Here is a 16,665-nt window from a genome sequence, read left to right as displayed (position 1 = left end):
TGACCCAGATCAATCCTTGCCGGGGATCCCCAGCACCGGCAGGCCGACCTGCGGCCAGCGCAGCATCTGGTAGCGCTTCCAGAAGGTGTCACCGATACGCGCGGCCACGTCGTTGGCCAGCTCCTGCATCGGCGGGTTGTTGCATTCGGCGGTGGTGATCCGGAACAGCACCAGCCAGCGGTCGAACAGGTCCTTGTCCAGCTCGATGGCCATATGCTTGGACATCGGCGAGCCCTTGAACCGGCGGGTGCCGCGCAGCATCGCCGACCAGAAGTCGACCAGCTGCGCCAGGTGCTTCGGCCAGTCGTGGACGTGCGCGCCGAACACCGGCCCCAGCCGCTCTTCCTCGCGCACGCGGGCATAGAAATCGTGAACCAGGCGGGTCACTTCCTGCTCGGTGCACAACTCGGGCGAGGCAACGGGAAGAACAGGCGGCGGTGTTGCGTTCATCGGGGCACCCAAAGCTTGCCGGCAGTGTGCCGCAGCCGGCCATCACCACCGTTGATCCAGATCAATGTCGGCGCAGTCCGCTGCACCTAGGCTGGCACGCTTGCAGGAAGCATGCCCTGCGGATGCAGCGCCGACCCTGGCGAAGTATACGCGCCGCCCACTTTTCGATCCGGGACAGCATGAACAGACCTTCTCCCAACCGCCGCCAGCGGCTGATCCAGCAGTGGGGCGCCATCCTCTGGCCCAGCTTCATCGCCGCCGGCGTGGCCAGCGTGGTGTTCTTCGCCTTCGTCGATCCATTGCGCCTGCAGGCCATCAGTTTCCCGGGCACCGCAATCAGCCGCGAACTGGGTTACACGGCGGGATTCTTCATGTTCTGGTCGGTGACGGCACTGTCCAGCGCGGTCACCTGGTACCTGCAGCGGCCCATGCCGAGCGATGACGACGACGAGCTGCCGCTGGGATGAGCACGTCATGTACCCGGACTCCCCGTCCCTGGCACTGGCGCGGCACGCTCAGCGCCGCCCTGCTGGCGCTGTTCTACGCACTGCCGTGGCTGCGCTGGGAGGGCCGCCAGGCGCTGCTGCTGGACATCAACGCGCGGCGATTCGACCTGTTCGGCTGGACCCTGTGGCCCGGCGACGTCGGCGTACTGATCGGCCTGCTGGCGGTGCTGGCCGTCGGCCTGGCGCTGCTTACCCACCTCGCCGGACGCATCTGGTGCGGCCATGCCTGCCCGCAGACGCTGTGGCGGCGCGCCTTCGACTGGATCGCCCGCAGCGCGGCCCGCATGCTGCCGGCACCTGCTGTACGCCCGGTCACCCAGCTTGCCTGGGGACTGCTGTCAGTGTGGACCGGCATTACCTTCGTCGGCCTGTTCAGCCCGATCACCGGCTTGCTGGCCGCCGCGCCAAACGCTGGCTGGAGCGGCTGGGAAACGTTCTGGGTACTGTTCTATGCCGCTGCCACCTGGGGAAACGCCGGTTTCCTGCGCGAGCAGGTCTGCCGTTCGCTGTGCCCGTTCGCACGCATGCAACCACTGCTGACCGATCCGCATACGCCGCGCATGCTGTACGACGCCCGTCGCGGTGAGCCGCGCGGGCCACGTCCATCCGGGCTCGGCGGGGTGCTGGGCCGTGGCCGCGGCCTGCTCGACCCGACCACTGCGCAGGACTACGTATTCCGCGCCGCGCATCCGCTGCTGGCTGGACCGATGCCGACCTTCAGCGCCGACCGTCTGGGTGATTGCACCGATTGCGCGGCCTGCGTCATTGCCTGCCCGATGCAACTGGACATCCGACAGGGACCGCAAGCCGATTGCCTGGCCTGCGGTGCCTGCCTGGAGGCCTGCGCACAACAGCAGCACCGGGCCGGTTTCGGTCCGGCGCTGGTGCGCTACTGCAGTCCGCAGGCAATGGCCGGACAACCGAAGCGCCTGTGGCGCCCCCGGACGTTGGCGCTGCTGTCCTTGTTGCTGGCGCTGCTTGCCTGCGGCGCCTGGCGCCTGCTCTGAATCAACGCGACCCGCTGGCGTGCGGCGGCACAAGCTGCGCACGCCGGACGATGCCCAGCTGTTCGATGATCAGCGCCATTTCGTTGGTGACTTCGGTACGCTCGGTCCCCTGCGGGACCAGACGGTCCAGCACCTGCTGGTAGGTATCCCAGAACGCCGGACCGCATCCGTGTTTGTGGTAACTGGCTTCCAGTTCGCGGCGTACCCGTTCAGCCAAGCCATGCATGCCGTATTCCATACGACCTCCGTTGGACTTGTTCTGCATTGTTGACGGTCTACCGACTCACTTGCGTGCTACTGAAAGACTCCCAGGCTTCACGCTTGGTTGACTCCAATTAGTCATAGATTTCACGACAGGTCAATTACATGCAGCGACTTTCGTGATTGAAATTATTAATCGTTCACGAAACTACATACGGGACCCCGGGGCCCCCGGATGGGGTGAAGCCGACAGGCCGCGGGAACCATGGACCGATGACTCCAGTAGATGGCGCCGATTGTGACCCTCAGATCGATCGATCTTGCCTATTTTGCTAAGCATACTTAGCAAATTGCGCTTAGCGCGCTAAATGCGACAAAAGGCGGCGCAAGTCAGATGGATTCGCCCGCCGACGCTTCTGTCGTGGGGAACAGGTTCGGATAGCGCTGATGCAGGATGTACTGCCGCAGGGCCGGAATCGGGAAATCCTTCGGCCATTGCGACACTGCGGAACGGCTGATGCCAAAGAAGCGGGCCAGTTCGGCATCGGTCTGGAATCCCAGCCGGGTGCGCACCTGCCGCTTGCTCCAGAATTCGGTCACGGTCGGTCCTTCTGTTAACCAGACTGATTCTTGCGACAAGGCTTCTTCGCAATCCACGCGTTAAGCTGGCTTGCATAGATGAATACTCTCGGCCAACGACTCGCGGCAGCCATGAAGAAAGCCGGGCACCCACGCCCGGCCGATCTGGCACGCGCCGCCAAATCAACGACAGCAACCATCAGCAACTGGCTCAACGACCACGTGAGCGCCTCGCACGTGAAAGCCGAACAGCTGTTCCGCATCGCCGATGCGGCCAAGCTGGACGCACGCGAGCTGCTGTACGGGGTCAGCGGGCTCGGCGTCGGTGAGCCTGGCAGTGCCTACATCCCCAGCCAGGCCCATCTGGATGTCTGGCAGGACGCCTACGAGCTGGTCAGTCACCTGGTGGCCGAGAACGGGCTGGAGATCGACCATCGCCGCCATGCAGCGTTGGATCTGCTCGCGTTCGAACTGCTGATGGATGGCTTCAGCCGCAGCAAGGTCGCCCGCGTGCTGACGACCTCGATGACGTGAATGCACCGCCGCTGGTAGCATGGACCGCGATGGGGATGGGGCTCCCCCGATAACCGCCTGAGAAGGCTGATGGCTCCTGCCAGGACGAACCCGGTGTTCGTCGACGGCAGGTCGTGCCTGCCCTCGGCGTTCGCCATTGACCCTGCGAACCCGCATTCGAGGCACGCCATGCAAACACTGAACAATTATTTCCTGGTCTTCGTCGGAGGCGGCATCGGTGCCTGCCTGCGCCATGCCTGCAACCTGATCGGCGCGCGGGTGGCCGTCGGCAGTCCCTGGCCCTGGTCGACCTTCCTGATCAACGTCAGCGGCGCCCTGCTGATGGGCGTGGTGGTCGAGGTCTTCGCGATGCGCAATGGCGCCTCGCCGCAGCTGCGCCTGTTGCTGGCCACCGGCATCCTCGGCGGCTACACCACGTTTTCCACCTATGCGCTGGAGATCGGCCTGCTGCTGCAGCGTGGCCAGCATGGGCTGGCGGCACTGTATGCCGGCGGCTCGGTGGCACTGGGCCTGGCCGGCCTGTTCGGTGGGATGAAGCTGGCCCGGCTGGTGCTCGGCTGACGCTCAGGCCGCACTGGCACGGGCCTGTCCCCGCCATTCCCGCGGCGACTGCCCGGTGTGCGCCTTGAACGCGCGCGACAGCGCCGCTTCGCTGCCGTACCCCACATCGTCGGCAATCCGCTTCAGCGGTCTGCCTTGGCGCAGTGCCTGCTGCGCCAGCCCCACCCGCCAGCCCTGCAGGTACTGGCCCGGCGTGGTGCCCATCGCCTCGCGGAAGCTGGCGGCGAACACGCTGCGTGACATGCCGGCCACTTCGGCCAGGTCTTCCAGCGTCCACGCCTGCGCCGGCGCTTCATGCATCGCCACCAGCGCCAACCGCAGCCGCGGATGACCCAGCCCGGCGAACAGGCCGCCACGCATCTCGCCGCCTTCCATCAGCTGACGCAACACCTGGATCATCACCACCTCGAACAGCCGGTTGACCATCGCCGCCCGCCCGCAACGCTGCTCGAACGCTTCTTCGAACAGCAGTTCCAGCGCCGCGTTGCCGCCATACAGATCGGCCAGCGGCAGGCAGATGAAATCAGGCAGCGCGGCGCTGATCGGATTGAGCCGGCCACCCTCGAAATGCAGGTTGGCGCAGGCCATGTCGGCGCCCTGCTGCGGGTCGGTGCTGAATCGATGCGGCATCGGCCGCGGATACAGCAGCAGGCTCGGCACTTCGACCTGCACGGTCTGCTGCCCGTGGCTGACCTGCACCGGCCCGCGCCGCACCAGGTGCAGCTGACCCGCCTCGTCTTCGCCCTCCAGCGTGTTGATGCCGCACAGCGCACCGGCATGGAATACCGAGGCGGTCACCGCAAAACGTTCGAGCAGTATGGCGAGACGGTCGACCATGACGGGACTCCGGGTCAAGCGAGGCGAGCTCAATGCGACAGATCGTATCGGAATCACCACCGAAATGGTCGACTGAACGCCGCCCTCTCCGCGCCCTCAAGCATCCTGTGAATGGCGGATCACCACGAAGCCCTCCTCCTGCGCAGGTGCCACGAAGTGACGGGTGATCTGCTCGAAGGCTTCGTCGCTGGGCTGGAACGGGTGCTCACCGCGCGCGTTGCGGGCATGCAGCCGCGCCTTGCAGATGGCGTCGGCAACATCGAGAAAATGCAGCTGGTGGGCAACACCGGCCGACTCGAACAGTTCTCGGCCCCATGCACGGGCGGCCCGCGTATTGAACGGAACGTCGAGCACGACCGAAAGGCCGGCCTGCAGGATTGCGCATACATGCTGCGTCAGCGCTCCGCGCAGCGCGGCCGCGCGCTGCAGGTAATCGGCAACGGAATGGATCTGGTCGGGATACAGCGCGGCCAGCCAGGCGTCCTCGCTGATCAGCACATGACGTGGCTGCGCCGCCAGCTGCTGCGACAGGGTGGATTTGCCGGAACCGATCTTGCCGCACACCAGGTGCAGGGTCGGCGCATTGTCGGTCGATGAAAGATGATGCATCTGCGTTCTCCTTGATGGATTCCAGTACCCGGGAGAGCGCCGCATGCAACCCGCCCTCCCGGGCGGGTTGCATGGCCGTGGCGACCGCGCGCTATCCCGCCTTCCCGTGGGGAATGCGGATAATCGACGCGGTGCTGTGCAGGACCATGCCGCCAGCGTAGAGCGCAGCCTGGCCGGCGGGCAATCCCCTGCGGCAGTGCAGCGCGCGCAAGGTTTTGCGGGGATCTATGCTCGGCGCGATTCCCGCATGGAATGACCACGATGCGACCCTTGCTTCGATGCGCCCTCGCCCTCGGCCTTCTGCTGCCTGCGGCATCGCTGCTGGCTGCGCCCCCCACGGCACCACGCATGCTCAGCGGTGAGCTGCAGGGCGCACCCTGGCGCCTGGACGTGCCGGCTGACTGGAACGGCGACCTGGTGATGCTGGCGCACGGCTACGAGCCGGTGGGCGTGCCACGCACTACGCCGATGACCGCCAATGACAGCACCGCAACGCTGCTGTCCGCAGGCTACGCCGTCGCGCAGAGTGCCTACGCCAGCCAGGGCTGGGCAGTGGCCGATGCGATCACCGACATGGAGCGCCTGCGCCAGCACGCGCTGGGCGAACTCAAGCGCGTGCGCCACACCTGGCTGCTCGGATTCTCGATGGGCGGCGCGGTGGCACTCGCCAGCCTCGAGCGCTACCCGAAGCACTACACGGGTGGCGTCTCGCTGTGCGGTGCCAATCTCAGTGGCGAACAGATCGCCGCAGATCTGCTGACCACGCTGGTCGCCTTCGATTACTTTTTCCCCAACGCTGCAGGCCTGCCGGCCACCGGACTGGCTTCGCATGAAGCGGCCGTGCTGCCGCAGGGAGTGCTCTATCAGGGCATCGCCGACGCGCTGCAACGGAATCCCCAGCATGCCGACATGCTCGCCAAGCGACTGCAGGTCGCTCCGGCTGCACTGGCCGGGACAATCAGCCTGCACACGCTGGTCCTGCATGAACTGGCCACGCGCAGCGGCGGCATGCCGGCCGGCAACCTTGGTGTGGTGTACAGCGGATTCGGTGACGACGCCGCGTTCAATGCCGGCGTGCAGCGCATCGCTCCCGTGCCTGCGGCACAGGCCGATGTCCGCGCGAAGCTGGCACTGAGCGGCGCGTTGAAGCGACCGCTGGCGGTCCAGTTCAACAACAACGATCCCACCATCGTGCCGCACATGCAGGCGGTGTATCCGCAGATGGCCGCACAGGCCGGCGCGCGACCATTGCCGCGCGTGCTGCCGCCGGTGGGCGAAGGGCATTGTGGCTTCTCTGAAGCACAGGTTGTCGATGCCTTGAAGGCAATCCAGCGTTGAGCTCAACGTGTCGCAGCGCATCAGGGGCGCGCCATAAGGACTGCTATGGTGGCCGGGCCCATTGACGGGCACACAAAGGACTGACGTGATGATCAAGACGACCTTGAAGACCGTGATGTTCCTTGGCATGGCCGTGACCGGGCTGGCCTTCGCCGCAGGCCCCTGTGAATTCTGCAGCCAGCAGTACGAATATTGTCTGCGCGCAACTTCAGGCCCACTGGCCAAGACACCCGCAGAATGCCTGGCCCAGTACAAGATGTGCCGCGAAATGGATTGCCAGTCCTCCTGACCGGCATCCGGCCGGCTCCTGCGGGAGCCGGCTCAGCCGGCCACGCTGCCAAACGCTTACGATGCAGGGACCCGTGCAGCATCTGCCGCCTCCCCTCCCTGCTGACACAACGCATACGATGGCCTTCTTCGAACGACTGAGCGACACCCGCTACCTGCCGACCGAACACACGGGCGGCGCCTGGAACATCCGCGAACAACACATCGCACCTGCGATCGGGCTGCTGGCGCACCACCTGGAACGCGACGCCGCAGCGCGTGGGCACGGTTTTCTGATCGCGCGCCTGTCCTACGACATCCTCGGCACCATTCCGATCGAAGCGATGGAGGCCGACGTACAGGTGCTGCGCGGTGGTCGCACCATCGAACTGGTCGAAGCCACGCTGCGCCATGACGATCGCCCGGCGCTGCGCGTGCGTGCATGGCTGATGCGCCCGAACGATACGCAGGCCATCGCCGGCACGCCGATCACCGGCATTGCGCCGCCGGAATCAATGCCCGCGTGGGACCCAGGTACGGTCTGGCCAGGTGGTTTCATCAAGAGCGTGGAGATCCGCCGACATGATCAGGGGCCCGGCCGTGCCACCTACTGGGCGCGCGCGAAGCACGCGCTGCTGGACGGCGAGCCGGTCAGTCCGCTGGCCCGTGCCGCCACCCTGTTCGATCTGTCCAATGGCATGGCCGTGCGCGCCGATCCGAAGGAGGTCGCCTTCCCCAACCTCGATCTGACCGCGCACCTGTTCGGCATGCCCGAAGGCGAGTGGCTGGGCTTCGACACGTCGGTGTCGTTTGGCCACCAGGGTCTCGGCTTGACCAGCACCGTGCTGCACGATGCGCGCGGTTCGATCGGCATGCTCGGCCAGGCACTGACCGTACGCCCGTGACCCCAAAGGGCGGCGTCAGCCGCCCAGCGTACCCATGGTGAAGGTGTAGCCGGAGCTCATCAGGAATTCGCGCATGCGCATCTCCGCGCGCCGCGGTGAGGCGAGGTTGGCCGGTGCATACAGCGCGTAGACCACGCCCGCGCCTTCAATGGCTTCACGCCGCACGCCACAGTGGCGGGTCTCCGAAGCAATCACCCATCCATCCTTCAGCCGATCCGGTCCGATCGACTGGCCGTTCATCAGGCGGAACGTCAGCCAACGTACTTCCACAGAAGATTTGCTCATTGCCGGCATACCGCCAGCGTGCCGCGATCGTTCATGTCCTTGCTCGCCATTGCAGCTCCCTAAGACTTGGAACTCGACCATAGCGCCTTGCCATGTCGTGGGCGAATGAGACTGGAGGGGCCCTTATGTCGCCAGGCCGAACCGCGTCCACAGCGCTTCGCGCCCCGGCTGCGTCAGGCGCAGTTCGCGTCGACCCTCAACCCGCCGAAGCCAATCGTTCTTCACGAAGCTGTCCAGCATCGCCTCGCCGACCAGCCCGGCCAGATGCGGGCGCCGCTCGGTGCAGTCCAGGCATCCTCGGCAGTAGCGCGCAGGCTTGACCGTCACGGGAAGCCGCAGCAGCTCAGCCAGCGGCTGGCCGAGCTCCTGCAGGAACGCTGCGCCCTCTACACTCACTTGCCAATGCGCCTGGTGCGGGACCAGGTGTCCTGCCTGCAACAAGCGGTCGGTGATCGCCACCGCATGCACACCAGCCAGATGCCGGTAGCAGGAACGCGCCTGGCGCAACGCCGGCATGCTGCGTGATGCCTCAGCGGTGCAGGACGGCGTGCGGTCCGCAACGCGCAGGATGCCCTCCAGCATGTCGGCGACTTCGTGCGAGGCCAACCGGTGATAGCGGTGGCGCCCCTGCGCGACAGCGACCAGCAGGTCGCCCTCGACCAGCCTGCGCAGATGCGTGCTCGCCGTCTGCGGTGTCACCCCAGCCACGCGTGCCAGCTCCGTCGCGGTATACGCACGCCCATCCATCAACTGCAGCAGCATGGATGCGCGCGCCTGGTCGCCAACCAGGGCACCGACGCTGACAAGGGAACCGGAGGTGTGGACCATGCCCGCATTGTGGCACGCCGTTGCAGGCCGACAGTTCGATGCAGGCCGAAGCATCGGCACCCGCTGCCACGGCACAGTGGCCACCCCGATAGTGCAAGGCCTGCCGTGAAAACCGCTCCGATTCCCCGCCGCTGCATCACCCCTTCGGTCCTGTACCCGGGCACGCCTGTGCTGCTGATGACCACGCTGAACGACGACGGCAGCAGCAACATCAGTCCGTTGTCTTCGTTCTGGGCCCTGGGCAACCGGGTAGTGCTGGGCCTCGGCGTGCAGGGTCAGGGCTATCGCAACCTGCAGCTGCGCAACGAGTGCGTACTGAACTTCCCATCCTCCGCGCAGGCCGCACAGGTCGAGGCCATCGCGCGCGCGACAGGCTGCGACCCGGTGCCCACTGCCAAACAGGCGATCGGCTACGTGCACGTCCGCGACAAGTTCGCGCTGGGGGGCTTCAGTGCGGTCGCCTCGACGCACGTCGCGCCAGAGGCGATTGCCGAGTGCCCGCTGCAGGTGGAAGTCAGCGTGATGGCGATGCACCCGCCCGCCGAGGATGACAGCCAGGGCTTCGTGATCGTCGAAGGACGGATCCGTTGCGTGCATGCGCACGAAGCGATCACCGTGGCTGGCACCCAGCACATCGATGTCGCCCACTGGAAACCGTTGATCTATCTGTTCCGCCACTACCTGGGCGTGGGTGAACCAGTCGGGCGCAACTTCCGCGCGCAGACGCCGGTCCACGATCCGGCGTAGAGCGGGTGATTCAAGGTGCCGGCGATGGTGGGTGGCTGGTCACTGAAATCCAGTACGACACCATGTCCACATAGCGGCCGTCGCGCTTCACCGCGCGCGGCTCGACGCCGGATTCGGTGAAACCCAGCGATTCATACAGCGCGCGCGCGGCGGCGTTGTCCGCCAGCACCGTGAGAGTGAGCGATTCGATGCCTTCCGCGCGCGCAGCCGCGAACGCGGCAAGAAGAAGCTGACGGGCGATACCCTGGCCTCGATGGCCAGCACCCACATGGACACTGTGCACTTCCGCCGTATGCCGTCGCGCCATCCGCACCGGGCGTACGTAACGCAGGAAACCCACCAGCATGCCGTCCACGAACGTGCCGAAGTAGCGCGTGCCGGGATCGGCAAGCTGGGCGGGCATCACGTCCGCCGAGTCATCCTGCGCCTCGGCCAGCGTGGACAGGAACGCCGCAGGCGACTCGCGAAGGGCCTGCAACCGTGCTTGCCAGAGAATATCGGCGTCGTCAGCGCCGAGTTGCCGGAGAAGCATGCGACACACCTGTGAGGTTGCTGATGCACAGGTGCCCAGCCTAGCGCGGGTTCGCCTGATACGGCGTGCATGCAAGAATGAAGACGGCTCCTTCTTCATTCTCTGCCATGACTGAACTTCAGATTCCCCGAGTTGGATGCGGCGCCGTCGTCCGTGATGCCGACGGCCGCATCCTGCTGATCCAGCGCGGACGCGATCCGGAGCGCGGGCATTGGGGCCTGCCCGGCGGCAAAGTCGACTGGATGGAAACGGTAGAGGCTGCCGTGGTCCGCGAAGTCCGCGAGGAGACCGCCTTGGAAGTGCAGCTGCTGCGCCTGCTATGCGTGGCCGATCATTTCGAGCCGGCGCTTGCGCAGCACTGGGTTGCGCCGATCTACGAGGCACGGGCAACTACCTGCACCGAGGCCTCCATCCAGGAGCCGGGTGTGCAGACCGGGCTAGGCTGGTTTGCCGTGGATTCACTGCCCCAGCCGCTGACGCAGGCCACGGTGCAGGCGCTGGCCCGGCTGTAGCGAGTATCGATCCGGGCACGTGCCGGTATCCAGACAAACAAAAAGCCCTGACCGGAGTCAGGGCTTTTCAATTGGAGGCCTCAAGCGGAATCGAACCGCTGTAAACGGATTTGCAATCCGGTGCATAGCCACTCTGCCATGAGGCCAACGTACTGCGCGCCAGGAGCGGAGCCCTGACAAGACAAAACCCCATGATGGGGCCTGTCGGAACATGGAGCGGGAAACGAGACTCGAACTCGCGACCTCAACCTTGGCAAGGTTGCGCTCTACCAACTGAGCTATTCCCGCGTAAGCCGCCATGATACCGGAAATCCGGAACACACACCAGCGATTTCACTTTTCTGACTGCGCGTAAAGCCTTGTGGCCCAACGTGCCCCGCCTTGCCGTGGCGGGAGAAAAACAAGGCCCCTACCGGGGCCCTGTAGAATCTGGAGCGGGAAACGAGACTCGAACTCGCGACCTCAACCTTGGCAAGGTTGCGCTCTACCAACTGAGCTATTCCCGCAGATTCCGTTCGACCTGCGTCGAAGGAGCGCTATTGTGTCCAAATTCCTTCACGCCGTCAACAGTCTTCACACGATGCGGTCATGGGCGTCCGCACTGGGGTACGCTGCCCCGCCCAGCCCCGTGCGCCCATGTTCCTTCGCGGCAAGCCCCTGTTGATCGCCCTGCTGCTGCATCTGCTGGTGGCCCTGCTGTACTGGGCACTGATTCCCCTGGGAATGAACTGGTATCGCGACCATTTCGGCTTCACCTCGCATCGCGACATCAGCCTGGGCATCGCGCAGTTCTACCTGTTCTGGATGTTCCTTGGCGCCCAGCCACTGATTGCGGTGCTGCGGCCGCTGTTCGCCAAGCTGTTGGTGCTGGCGGTTCCGCTGACGTTCGCGACCTGGACGCTGATGCACAACCACCCGCTGCGCCTGCTGTACTTCACTGTCGGGCCTGGCCTGCTGGCGCTGGCCGCGATCGCCACATCGGTGTGCTATGCATCACGCAGCCGCCTGCCCGCTACCATGGACACCGCCGATGCCTAGACGTTACATCCGCCTGTTCTGGTTGCTGGTCGCGCTGACCTGGCTGGCACTGATCGCTGCGCTGGTCAATGCCGGCTTCACCCCGGACTACTGGTTGCTGCACCGCCTGGAAGGCGCCGAACTGTCCTACCCGACCAGCACCGTCATCATGTTCGCGTTGCTGGGCACGGTTGAACTGGTCGTGGCCGCCTTGATCGTGCGACCGTGGAAATTGAAGCGGCTGTGGCTGCGCCTGTTGATTGCCTTCGTTCTGCTGTTGGCGTGGTCGGTACCGTGGATGCTGTCGGCCATGCATCAGCCGCCGGTGCACGGCATGCATCTGCTGTGGTTGCTGCTGCTGGACGTGGGACTGCTGCTGGCGCTGTGCGTGGTGTCGGCGGTGAGCGCATGGCGGGCGCTCAGGCGCCGAGGACGTGCGGAGGCGGCCCCACTAAAGCGCTAGGCCTACTTCCGGAACTCCACCCGCACATGCTGGCCGAAGCGCGCCTTGGCCTCGCCGTCGAACTCCAGCACGCACTCCACCACCTTGGCCACGCCACGCCCGGCGTCTTCAGGCAGGCGCGCCTGCGCGAACACCGGACTGATGCGCACCACGCGCGCGGGTGGCAGCGTGCCGGTGTTTTCGGCGCCATCGCTGTCCGGCACGACGGTGGCCTTCATGCCCACCTGCACGGCATCGGCATAGGCGGCGCTCAGTTCTGCACGCACCTGCAGCGGACGCGCCGGCAGCAGCGAGATCGCCGGCTTGCCAGCCTGCACGAAGGCGCCGAGGCCCGGCACCTGGCCGACCACGGTGCCGGCTTCCGGCGCGCTCAGCGACATCTGCTGCAGTTTCAGTCTGGCGTGTTCCAGCTTGTGCTGGGCCATGTCGACCTGCGCACCGGCCACGTCGACATCGGCGCGCACACCGGCCAGTTGCTGCTTGGCTGCATCGGCCTGCTGGTTGGACGACACGCCTTCGCTGGCGCCGGTGGACAGGCGAGTCGCATTGCGCTCCAGTTCGCGCAGCTGCGCCTGGCTGCCCTTCAGACGGTCATTGGCCAAGGCGAGATCGGCAGTGGCCATCGCCACCTCCTGCTGCAGCAGGGCGCCATCCAGCGACAGCAGCAGCTGTCCCTTCTTCACCGTGGCACCCTCCTTCACCGGCGCGGCGGTGATCGAACCATCCACCGGAGGCGCCAGCGCGATCAGGCCACCCTCGACGTCGATGATGCCGCGCGCTACCGCGACCTTGCCGGCGGTGGCAGTGCCGGCTTTGCCTGCAGGTGCTTGGGCAGGCGCGTCCTTGGAACAGGCGCCGAGCAGCAGCGCCGCGGACAGTACCAGGCTGAAGGGAAGCAGGTGCAACGTCTTGGTCATGGGGCGGACTCTACAGTTTCGTTCTGGCGGCGGTCATCACGGACCATGCCGTCTTCCATGGCGATCACCCGATCCGCATGCCGGATCAGGCGTGGATCGTGGCTCACGCACAGCACGGTGGCGCCATGCGCACGTGCGTAGCGATGCAGGATGTCGATCACGCGCTGGCCGTTCTCGGCATCCAGCGCGCTGGTCGGTTCGTCGGCGAAGATCAGCGTCGGCGACTTGGCGAAGGCGCGCGCGACGGCCACACGCTGCTTCTCGCCACCGGACAGCTGCGCCGGTCGCATGTGGCTGCGGTGGCTGAGGCCGACCTCATCCAATGCCTTGCGCGCCAGCGGTTCGCTTTCGCGATTGCTCATGCCGCGATAGCCCAGCGGCAGCTGCACCTGTTCCAGTGCGGTCAGTGCAGGGAACAGATTGAAGCCCTGGAACACGAAGCCGACATGGTGCAGGCGGAAGCGCTCCACTTCACTGCGCGTCATGTGGCCCACATCCTGCCCGAGCGCGTGCACGCGGCCGCCATCGGGCGCAGACAACCCAGACAGCAACGACAGCAGCGTGCTCTTGCCGCAACCGGATGGGCCCGATACCAGGGTCAGCTCTCCGGGATAGATGTCCAGCGACAGGCCACGCAGCACCGGCACCTGCACGTCGCCGGACATGAAACCCTTTTCCAGTGCGTCGGCCTGCAGGGTCGGGGCGACGGCGCGTATGGAAGTCATCGGCCGGTCCTCAACGCAGCAGCAACGATGGATCGGAGCGGACGACACTGCGTACCGCCATGATGCTCGACAGCATGGCCATCACCGCGACCAGCGCCACGCAACCGATGATCACCATCGGTGTCAGCTGCACCGGCACGCGCTGGGTCTGTGCGATCAACAACACCACGGTGCTGAACGCCGCCGCCAGCAACATGCCCACGCCGCCGATCAGCAGCGCCTGCTCGAACACCACCCGCGCCAGCGCATAGCGACCGGCACCGAGTGCATTGAGCGTGGCGTACTCGCGTACCGAACCGGCCACCACCGAAGCAAACGACTGGTTGGTGATCACCGCGCCGACGAAGCAGACGATGACGGCCATGAACAACACTGCGATGCCGGCACCGGTATCGAAGAGCCAGTATTGCTGCGAGCGGCTGGCGAACTCCGGTGCCGTCCAGAACTCGACCGGCGTGGCCTGCCCCATCGACGCGGCCAGGCGGTCACGCACGCGGTCGGCCAGGCCCGGCGAGCGCAGTCCTGCCACGAAATAGGTGCTGCCCTCATGTGGATCTGTACCGGCAATGGCGCGCGCGGTATCCAGCGACGCCAGCACGTTGACGCCACCAAGGCCACGCAGGCCCGGTTGTGCCGCGACCACGCGCACCGCCTTGCCATTGATCCACGCACGGTTGTTCTGAAGGTCCACGCCCAGCGTATCCAGATCGGCGCTATCGACGATCACCGCACCGGGTTCGCGCAGCTGCGCGCGCAGGTCGGCGGGCAGGATGCGCGCGAACATCATCGCGTCGCCTTGGGTGGAGATGCCGGACAGATACACAGACACGTTACCGGTACCCTGCGCGCTGGAGCGCCATTCGCCATCGACCCACTCGTAGGGTTCGACGCGGGTGACATCCGGATCCATGCGCAGGTGGCTTTCCACATCCGCACTGATTGCATGGCCGTAGTTCACGCTCTGGGTGCCGGGGAAACCGGCCCAGATATCAGCCCACGTGCGGAGCCCTTGCTCGCCGCAGCCTGCATCACTTCAGATTCGGCCAGCAGAATCTGCGGGCGGTGGCGCAGCAGATCGGCCGGTACCTGCTGCAGCGAGAACGTGCCCAGCTTCGGCGGCGAGCGATAGGCGCGCCAAGCCGGATCCGGGCCATCACGGCCCAGCAACAATGCCAGCGCACGGGCGGCGTTGTCGGCGTTTTCCCGGGCTTGTGCGATGGCGGCGTGGGTGGCGGCCTGGCGTGCACGCAGGCGATCCAGTTCGCCCGGCTCATCCAGGCGCAGGCGCTGGCGGACCAGGGCCAGGTGCTCGCCGCGGTCATCCACCGATTGCTGGCGGGCCAGCAGGTCCTGCTGGGCCTGTGCCACGGTCAGGTCCAGATAGCTGCGCACCACGTCGGCAATCACCGCCACCTGTGCGGCATCGCGCAGCGCCTCGGCATTGCCGGCCGAAGCCTGCGCGCTCAGCTGCGCGCTCTCGGCGGCACCGAACAGGCCCAGGTCCCAGATCGCTTCGATGCCGGCATGGAAGTAGGTATCGACGGCGGCGGCGTCCTGCACCTGCTTGGCGCTGGCCGAGATTTCCGGCAGGAAACGCGAGTCGGAAGTGCCGGCGACGATCCGAACGGCCTGCAGGCGCAGCGTAGCCTGCTGCAGGTCCAGGTTGCCGGCGATGGCCTGGTCGACCAGGCCATCCAGTGCCGGGTCGGACAGCACTTTCCACCACTGTCTGGCATCCACTGCCACGCCCTGGCCCTGCGGCACCTGGGTCCAAGTGCTGGGCGTGCGGTCAGGCAGGTCCGGAACAGGCACCGACATGCAACCGGCCAGGGCCAGGCTTGCCAACAACGCACCAGGGCGCAGCACTGCATGCAGGGAGAGTCGGTGCCCGGCCTTGGGCACTGCCACTGAAGTGATACGCCTGACCACCAGCCCGCCAACGTGTAGAAGGAGCATGAAGGCTACCGTGCGATTGTGGAGCGAACATGGAGAAATCGTCCGAAAAAGGTCACAGCACGCGTGCGGTTCAGGCAACGCCGACCCAGTCTTTCACTACGCTTTCAATGCGTTCCCGGCACGGAACACTGGACGACTTTCACAGCGCATTGCACATTGCGGCATTGTCTTGCTTCGATGCTGCCCGACCGTGAAACGCCCCCGCCGCTGGCTGCTGATTGGCTCGATCACGACAGCGACTGTCGGTGTGATCGTGCTCGTCCTGACCACCCCACTGGTCTCGAACGCCACGCTGCTACTGATGGAGCGCAGCAACTTCATTCCCGCCGAATCCTCGATCTTCACGTTCGAGCCGTATGCCATCAACCAGGGCTCGTCGAACTACTGGTTGTACGGGAAGGACCGGACCTACTACTACCACTTCACCTACGAAGATGACGCTCCCTACGTCTACATCCCGCAGGACAACCGCTGCCCCGGTTTCCACCGGCAGGATGCCCGGACCTGGTGCAGCGCCCTGCCCGGCAAGGCACGCTAGCGCGGCGGTGGTGCAACCGGTGTGACAAACGAAAAACGCCCCCTTGCGGGAGCGTTCTTCTTGAATCTGGAGCGGGAAACGAGTCATGCACTAGAGCGCTAAGTCTCTGTTTCCCAATCACTTTCTCCACTGTGGTGATCAGCGAAGAACTCAATTATAGCCTTGTTTTTCGCCCTCGGCAACAAAGTTCATCCAACCACTTCCACCAGCGTCCAAGGATGATCCATCCACCCGTCGTTACGCCTGATGCGTCCAGCTGCTGAGCGGGTTCGCTATCGAACTCCAACTTGCGACGATCATGACTTGCGCTCGCTCCGCAGGCAGCGCGGGGTGGTGTCGCGTGGACTACCT

22 protein-coding genes, 3 tRNA genes, 2 pseudogenes and 1 riboswitch are annotated in these 16,665 nt (G+C 65.6%); of the genes and pseudogenes, 12 read left to right on the top strand and 15 right to left on the bottom strand.

What is annotated here, in order from left to right:
* Positions 1-9 precede the first annotated feature (9 nt).
* Positions 10-450, bottom strand: coding sequence for a group III truncated hemoglobin (locus tag ACZK33_RS08760; RefSeq protein WP_423174078.1), 441 nt, complete (start codon positions 448-450; stop codon positions 10-12).
* Between the two features lie 179 nt (positions 451-629).
* Between ACZK33_RS08760 and ACZK33_RS08755 the strand changes: the two genes are divergently transcribed.
* Complete coding sequence (locus ACZK33_RS08755; protein ID WP_010486039.1) at positions 630-917, top strand: hypothetical protein; 288 nt, start codon at positions 630-632, stop codon at positions 915-917.
* The gene (locus ACZK33_RS08750; protein ID WP_121503772.1) at positions 914-1,963 is read left to right on the top strand and encodes a 4Fe-4S dicluster domain-containing protein; all 1,050 of its coding nucleotides are present in this window, start codon (positions 914-916) and stop codon (positions 1,961-1,963) included. The genes ACZK33_RS08755 and ACZK33_RS08750 overlap by 4 nt, the downstream gene beginning before the upstream one ends.
* A 1-nt stretch (position 1,964) precedes the next feature.
* Here the strand turns inward: ACZK33_RS08750 and ACZK33_RS08745 are convergent, their stop codons facing one another.
* Together ACZK33_RS08745 and ACZK33_RS08740 are read right to left on the bottom strand one after the other, a co-directional pair.
* Positions 1,965-2,201, bottom strand: a complete 237-nt coding sequence (locus ACZK33_RS08745) for a hypothetical protein (RefSeq protein WP_032128931.1) — start codon at positions 2,199-2,201, stop codon at positions 1,965-1,967.
* Between the two features lie 353 nt (positions 2,202-2,554).
* Positions 2,555-2,764, bottom strand: a complete 210-nt coding sequence (locus tag ACZK33_RS08740) for a helix-turn-helix domain-containing protein (RefSeq protein ID WP_032128930.1) — start codon at positions 2,762-2,764, stop codon at positions 2,555-2,557.
* Between the two features lie 111 nt (positions 2,765-2,875).
* Here ACZK33_RS08740 and ACZK33_RS08735 point away from each other — a divergent pair, with 111 nt between their 5' ends.
* Positions 2,876-3,277 (top strand): transcriptional regulator, encoded by a 402-nt coding sequence (locus ACZK33_RS08735; RefSeq protein ID WP_010486043.1) that lies wholly within the window; start codon positions 2,876-2,878, stop codon positions 3,275-3,277.
* Between the two features lie 22 nt (positions 3,278-3,299).
* Positions 3,300-3,363, top strand: a riboswitch (Fluoride riboswitch).
* A gap of 82 nt (positions 3,364-3,445) precedes the next feature.
* Positions 3,446-3,838, top strand: a complete 393-nt coding sequence (gene crcB, locus ACZK33_RS08730; protein WP_032128929.1) for a fluoride efflux transporter CrcB — start codon at positions 3,446-3,448, stop codon at positions 3,836-3,838.
* A gap of 3 nt (positions 3,839-3,841) precedes the next feature.
* Here crcB and ACZK33_RS08725 read toward each other — a convergent pair whose 3' ends face one another.
* Together ACZK33_RS08725 and ACZK33_RS08720 are read right to left on the bottom strand one after the other, a co-directional pair.
* Positions 3,842-4,675 (bottom strand): AraC family transcriptional regulator, encoded by an 834-nt coding sequence (locus ACZK33_RS08725; RefSeq protein ID WP_032128928.1) that lies wholly within the window; start codon positions 4,673-4,675, stop codon positions 3,842-3,844.
* A 96-nt stretch (positions 4,676-4,771) separates the two neighbouring features.
* Positions 4,772-5,284 carry a P-loop nucleotide/nucleoside kinase family protein gene (locus ACZK33_RS08720; protein ID WP_423174077.1) on the bottom strand — a complete coding sequence of 171 codons (513 nt, stop codon included), beginning with the start codon at positions 5,282-5,284 and terminating at the stop codon, positions 4,772-4,774.
* 261 nt (positions 5,285-5,545) lie between these two features.
* On the opposite strand from ACZK33_RS08720, the gene ACZK33_RS08715 reads away from it, so the two are divergent.
* The 3 genes from ACZK33_RS08715 (at position 5,546) to ACZK33_RS08705 (ending at position 7,794) form a co-directional block, all read left to right on the top strand.
* Positions 5,546-6,622: an alpha/beta hydrolase family protein gene (locus tag ACZK33_RS08715; RefSeq protein ID WP_423174076.1), complete on the top strand. Its 1,077-nt coding sequence runs from the start codon at positions 5,546-5,548 to the stop codon at positions 6,620-6,622.
* Positions 6,623-6,710: 88 nt separating this feature from the next.
* Entirely contained in the window at positions 6,711-6,911 is a 201-nt protein-coding gene (locus ACZK33_RS08710; RefSeq protein WP_032128925.1) for a hypothetical protein, read from the top strand.
* 118 nt (positions 6,912-7,029) lie between these two features.
* Positions 7,030-7,794: a thioesterase family protein gene (locus ACZK33_RS08705; RefSeq protein ID WP_423174075.1), complete on the top strand. Its 765-nt coding sequence runs from the start codon at positions 7,030-7,032 to the stop codon at positions 7,792-7,794.
* Between the two features lie 15 nt (positions 7,795-7,809).
* Here ACZK33_RS08705 and ACZK33_RS08700 read toward each other — a convergent pair whose 3' ends face one another.
* Together ACZK33_RS08700 and ACZK33_RS08695 are read right to left on the bottom strand one after the other, a co-directional pair.
* Positions 7,810-8,079, bottom strand: coding sequence for a hypothetical protein (locus ACZK33_RS08700; protein ID WP_032128923.1), 270 nt, complete (start codon positions 8,077-8,079; stop codon positions 7,810-7,812).
* Positions 8,080-8,202: 123 nt separating this feature from the next.
* A complete protein-coding gene (locus tag ACZK33_RS08695) occupies positions 8,203-8,907 on the bottom strand; it encodes an ArsR/SmtB family transcription factor (protein WP_049399948.1) in 705 nt (234 codons plus the stop codon).
* A gap of 105 nt (positions 8,908-9,012) precedes the next feature.
* Here ACZK33_RS08695 and ACZK33_RS08690 point away from each other — a divergent pair, with 105 nt between their 5' ends.
* Positions 9,013-9,654, top strand: coding sequence for a flavin reductase family protein (locus ACZK33_RS08690; protein ID WP_423174074.1), 642 nt, complete (start codon positions 9,013-9,015; stop codon positions 9,652-9,654).
* A 10-nt stretch (positions 9,655-9,664) separates the two neighbouring features.
* Here ACZK33_RS08690 and ACZK33_RS08685 read toward each other — a convergent pair whose 3' ends face one another.
* Positions 9,665-10,186, bottom strand: coding sequence for a GNAT family N-acetyltransferase (locus ACZK33_RS08685; RefSeq protein ID WP_423174073.1), 522 nt, complete (start codon positions 10,184-10,186; stop codon positions 9,665-9,667).
* 107 nt (positions 10,187-10,293) lie between these two features.
* Here ACZK33_RS08685 and ACZK33_RS08680 point away from each other — a divergent pair, with 107 nt between their 5' ends.
* Positions 10,294-10,698, top strand: a complete 405-nt coding sequence (locus tag ACZK33_RS08680; protein ID WP_014036635.1) for an NUDIX hydrolase — start codon at positions 10,294-10,296, stop codon at positions 10,696-10,698.
* Between the two features lie 72 nt (positions 10,699-10,770).
* Here ACZK33_RS08680 and ACZK33_RS08675 read toward each other — a convergent pair.
* The 3 genes from ACZK33_RS08675 to ACZK33_RS08665 form a co-directional block, all read right to left on the bottom strand.
* Positions 10,771-10,844: transfer RNA gene (locus tag ACZK33_RS08675), tRNA-Cys, on the bottom strand.
* Positions 10,845-10,910: 66 nt separating this feature from the next.
* A tRNA-Gly gene (locus ACZK33_RS08670) sits at positions 10,911-10,986 on the bottom strand.
* 142 nt (positions 10,987-11,128) lie between these two features.
* Positions 11,129-11,204: transfer RNA gene (locus ACZK33_RS08665), tRNA-Gly, on the bottom strand.
* 130 nt (positions 11,205-11,334) lie between these two features.
* Here ACZK33_RS08665 and ACZK33_RS08660 point away from each other — a divergent pair.
* Both ACZK33_RS08660 and ACZK33_RS08655 read left to right on the top strand, forming a co-directional pair.
* Complete coding sequence (locus ACZK33_RS08660; RefSeq protein WP_032128918.1) at positions 11,335-11,736, top strand: hypothetical protein; 402 nt, start codon at positions 11,335-11,337, stop codon at positions 11,734-11,736.
* Positions 11,729-12,178: a hypothetical protein gene (locus ACZK33_RS08655; protein WP_423174072.1), complete on the top strand. Its 450-nt coding sequence runs from the start codon at positions 11,729-11,731 to the stop codon at positions 12,176-12,178. Before ACZK33_RS08660 ends, ACZK33_RS08655 begins: the two co-directional genes overlap by 8 nt.
* Before the next feature lie 2 nt (positions 12,179-12,180).
* Here the strand turns inward: ACZK33_RS08655 and ACZK33_RS08650 are convergent, their stop codons facing one another.
* The 4 genes and pseudogenes from ACZK33_RS08650 to ACZK33_RS08635 form a co-directional block, all read right to left on the bottom strand.
* The gene (locus tag ACZK33_RS08650) at positions 12,181-13,095 is read right to left on the bottom strand and encodes an HlyD family secretion protein (protein WP_423174071.1); all 915 of its coding nucleotides are present in this window, start codon (positions 13,093-13,095) and stop codon (positions 12,181-12,183) included.
* Entirely contained in the window at positions 13,092-13,820 is a 729-nt protein-coding gene (locus ACZK33_RS08645) for an ABC transporter ATP-binding protein (protein WP_032128913.1), read from the bottom strand. Before ACZK33_RS08645 ends, ACZK33_RS08650 begins: the two co-directional genes overlap by 4 nt.
* A 10-nt stretch (positions 13,821-13,830) precedes the next feature.
* A pseudogene (locus ACZK33_RS08640) lies at positions 13,831-14,814 on the bottom strand (ABC transporter permease); the annotation flags it as partial.
* Positions 14,793-15,776, bottom strand: a pseudogene (locus tag ACZK33_RS08635) (TolC family protein); the annotation flags it as partial. The pseudogenes ACZK33_RS08635 and ACZK33_RS08640, both read right to left, overlap by 22 nt.
* Positions 15,777-15,966: 190 nt before the next feature.
* Between ACZK33_RS08635 and ACZK33_RS08630 the strand changes: the two are divergent.
* On the top strand, positions 15,967-16,314 hold the full coding sequence (locus tag ACZK33_RS08630; RefSeq protein ID WP_050509834.1) for a hypothetical protein: 348 nt from the start codon (positions 15,967-15,969) through the stop codon (positions 16,312-16,314).
* The last annotated feature ends 351 nt before the right edge of the window (positions 16,315-16,665 follow it).

This window comes from Stenotrophomonas sp. 86156_Sma (assembly GCF_056481625.1).
Note: the sequence above shows the minus strand (reverse complement) of the source record. Positions and strands in the feature narration are given on the sequence as shown.

Bases quoted from the DNA above. Each gene is read 5' to 3' on its own strand.
- ACZK33_RS08760 (WP_423174078.1), bottom strand. From the start codon at position 450: ATGAACGCAACACCGCCGCCTGTTCTTCCCGTTGCCTCGCCCGAGTTG.
- ACZK33_RS08755 (WP_010486039.1), top strand. From the start codon at position 630: ATGAACAGACCTTCTCCCAACCGCCGCCAGCGGCTGATCCAGCAGTGG.
- ACZK33_RS08750 (WP_121503772.1), top strand. From the start codon at position 914: ATGAGCACGTCATGTACCCGGACTCCCCGTCCCTGGCACTGGCGCGGC.
- ACZK33_RS08745 (WP_032128931.1), bottom strand. From the start codon at position 2,201: ATGGAATACGGCATGCATGGCTTGGCTGAACGGGTACGCCGCGAACTG.
- ACZK33_RS08735 (WP_010486043.1), top strand. From the start codon at position 2,876: ATGAAGAAAGCCGGGCACCCACGCCCGGCCGATCTGGCACGCGCCGCC.
- crcB (WP_032128929.1), top strand. From the start codon at position 3,446: ATGCAAACACTGAACAATTATTTCCTGGTCTTCGTCGGAGGCGGCATC.
- ACZK33_RS08725 (WP_032128928.1), bottom strand. From the start codon at position 4,675: ATGGTCGACCGTCTCGCCATACTGCTCGAACGTTTTGCGGTGACCGCC.
- ACZK33_RS08720 (WP_423174077.1), bottom strand. From the start codon at position 5,284: ATGCATCATCTTTCATCGACCGACAATGCGCCGACCCTGCACCTGGTG.
- ACZK33_RS08715 (WP_423174076.1), top strand. From the start codon at position 5,546: ATGCGACCCTTGCTTCGATGCGCCCTCGCCCTCGGCCTTCTGCTGCCT.
- ACZK33_RS08710 (WP_032128925.1), top strand. From the start codon at position 6,711: ATGATCAAGACGACCTTGAAGACCGTGATGTTCCTTGGCATGGCCGTG.
- ACZK33_RS08705 (WP_423174075.1), top strand. From the start codon at position 7,030: ATGGCCTTCTTCGAACGACTGAGCGACACCCGCTACCTGCCGACCGAA.
- ACZK33_RS08700 (WP_032128923.1), bottom strand. From the start codon at position 8,079: ATGAGCAAATCTTCTGTGGAAGTACGTTGGCTGACGTTCCGCCTGATG.
- ACZK33_RS08695 (WP_049399948.1), bottom strand. From the start codon at position 8,907: ATGGTCCACACCTCCGGTTCCCTTGTCAGCGTCGGTGCCCTGGTTGGC.
- ACZK33_RS08685 (WP_423174073.1), bottom strand. From the start codon at position 10,186: ATGCTTCTCCGGCAACTCGGCGCTGACGACGCCGATATTCTCTGGCAA.
- ACZK33_RS08680 (WP_014036635.1), top strand. From the start codon at position 10,294: ATGACTGAACTTCAGATTCCCCGAGTTGGATGCGGCGCCGTCGTCCGT.
- ACZK33_RS08660 (WP_032128918.1), top strand. From the start codon at position 11,335: ATGTTCCTTCGCGGCAAGCCCCTGTTGATCGCCCTGCTGCTGCATCTG.
- ACZK33_RS08655 (WP_423174072.1), top strand. From the start codon at position 11,729: ATGCCTAGACGTTACATCCGCCTGTTCTGGTTGCTGGTCGCGCTGACC.
- ACZK33_RS08650 (WP_423174071.1), bottom strand. From the start codon at position 13,095: ATGACCAAGACGTTGCACCTGCTTCCCTTCAGCCTGGTACTGTCCGCG.
- ACZK33_RS08645 (WP_032128913.1), bottom strand. From the start codon at position 13,820: ATGACTTCCATACGCGCCGTCGCCCCGACCCTGCAGGCCGACGCACTG.